General features: G+C 34.5%; 3 protein-coding genes and 1 pseudogene. 3 read left to right on the top strand and 1 reads right to left on the bottom strand.

Annotated features, from left to right (window positions below; translation table 11 throughout):
• Window positions 1-57 precede the first annotated feature (57 nt).
• Window positions 58-369, bottom strand: a complete 312-nt coding sequence (locus tag FS666_RS19165; RefSeq protein ID WP_390615711.1) for an FAD-binding protein — start codon at window positions 367-369, stop codon at window positions 58-60.
• A gap of 284 nt (window positions 370-653) precedes the next feature.
• On the opposite strand from FS666_RS19165, the gene FS666_RS19970 reads away from it, so the two are divergent.
• From FS666_RS19970 to FS666_RS20590, 3 genes and pseudogenes are all read left to right on the top strand, one after another.
• Entirely contained in the window at window positions 654-809 is a 156-nt protein-coding gene (locus FS666_RS19970; protein ID WP_186306625.1) for a hypothetical protein, read from the top strand.
• A 48-nt stretch (window positions 810-857) separates the two neighbouring features.
• Window positions 858-1516 (top strand): annotated as a pseudogene (locus FS666_RS19155) (AlkZ-related protein).
• Window positions 1517-1540: 24 nt separating this feature from the next.
• On the top strand, window positions 1541-1762 hold the full coding sequence (locus FS666_RS20590; protein WP_342353799.1) for a VOC family protein: 222 nt from the start codon (window positions 1541-1543) through the stop codon (window positions 1760-1762).
• Window positions 1763-1811 lie beyond the last annotated feature (49 nt).

Raw genomic sequence — 1811 nt, 5'->3', positions numbered from 1 at the left:
TCTAAGAAGATTATCCCACGGCTGACCTATGAATAGAATGTGTGTTTTATTTGACGCTTACTTAAGAACTTTGTTATATGTAGTCATATCCATAACAATTGCATCTTTATAGTATGTGTGTCCACCCTGGCTGTGCTGTTTGCCTGCAATTGAAATTTTTAAATTTTTATCTTTTGCCTCTTTCAAAAGATCTTTCATTTGATCGACTTCTTGCCCTTGAACTACTTCTCTCACTTTAACGGGAACAAGACGACCTACATCAGTCATGAGGCGTTCATCGCTATCCTTATGTTGAAAAGAGTACACAAAAAAAGCACCATAGCTCCCGATAAATAGAATGAGTAATATGACAAAAATTTTTTTATTCAATGAGAATCTTCCGTGCATCATTTTTAACATCCCCGCGCTTTATTTACATTCAGTTTACTTGATTGGAAAGAAGCATGGAACAATTTTAATGAAAAGGCATGCATTAAAGCCAGTATTTTCATTGTTGAAATACTTCTAAGTTATTGTTACATTGTGCGGTTACAGCTTTAATATCAGTGATCATATTGCTTTTAAGCTCCTATTCATCACAAATAAAGACATGAATGAAACCATGAGTGCATCCGTCTCGTCTAATGTTTAAGTACGGTAAGGGGGTTACAGTCTTGAATGAAACAGCTGCTGAAGAGCTCCAAACTTCAGATATCGATATATTATTTGATCAGATCATGACGGATTACGGCCAGGTGTGCAGGATTGTACTTAAAGTAAGGAGTCAGTTTTGTCTAAGAAGGAGAATCTTGGTTATATATAGAAATTAGGTATATGTCAATTTTTATAAAGGAGATAACAAATTGAGGGAATATAAAGTGAAAACATATGAGGAAGCCATAGGTGTATTAGAAGAGATTGGTTTACTTCCTCTTGCCCCATTAATACCTGACTTCCCTTCTTTAAATACCATAACTTTATCAGAGCATTGGCATTCAGAAACAGAGTTTGATCCTTGGATTTGGAGGACAAAATTTTCAACTGACGGAGTTGCGGGATACGGTAAATTCATTAAGAAAAAATCGGTGTTGGTTTCCCGTCAGCTTCTTCCATATGTAAAAAGGGTTTTAGGCTATGCTGAGTCCGTTGAGGAACGCTATTTTAATGGAAACGTATCGAAAGAAGCATTTGATATATACAAAACAATTACCCAAGAGGAAGGGATAGACACAAGGGCATTAAGAATAAAAGCAGGCCTAAAGGAAAGTGATAAAAAAAGGATATTTGAGAACGCATTATTAGAATTGCAAGGATCAATGGATATTGTAATTTCAGGCATAAATGAGAAAAAAATGACAATGGTGAAAAGAACGGTTGGAGCAGTACAGCTTTTGAGACTTATGATTCTTGGGCAAGAAGAAATAGAATAGACACTTTTAATACAGATAAAAAAGAAGCAAAGAAATTTCTTATAACTCATTTTTCAAATTTATGCAGTAATGAATCGGTAAAGAAATTTGAAAAAATATTCAAGTAAAGAGATGAAATGGAGTGATTTCGTTTGGAGCTAACACACACCCGTTTATTAGTAGACAATTATAAAGAATGTTTCTTATTTTATAGAGATGTTTTAGGTTTCGAAGTATCGTGGGGAGACGAAGAAACTTTATATGCAGAATTCAAGTTCAGTGGCTGTTCTTTAGGGCTATTTGAACGGAAACAAATGCTTGAAACTATAGGTGCACAGGTATCTCATATTCATAAGTCTGATTGTATATGGTAATCTAAAAATGAACCACAATCGCACTTGAAAATTGAACCACTTCAATAGA

The sequence above is a fragment of the Siminovitchia fortis genome (assembly GCF_007681465.1).
GTDB classification, from domain to species: Bacteria; Bacillota; Bacilli; order Bacillales; family Bacillaceae_C; genus Siminovitchia; species Siminovitchia fortis.
This window is presented reverse-complemented; position numbering and strand designations above follow the sequence as displayed.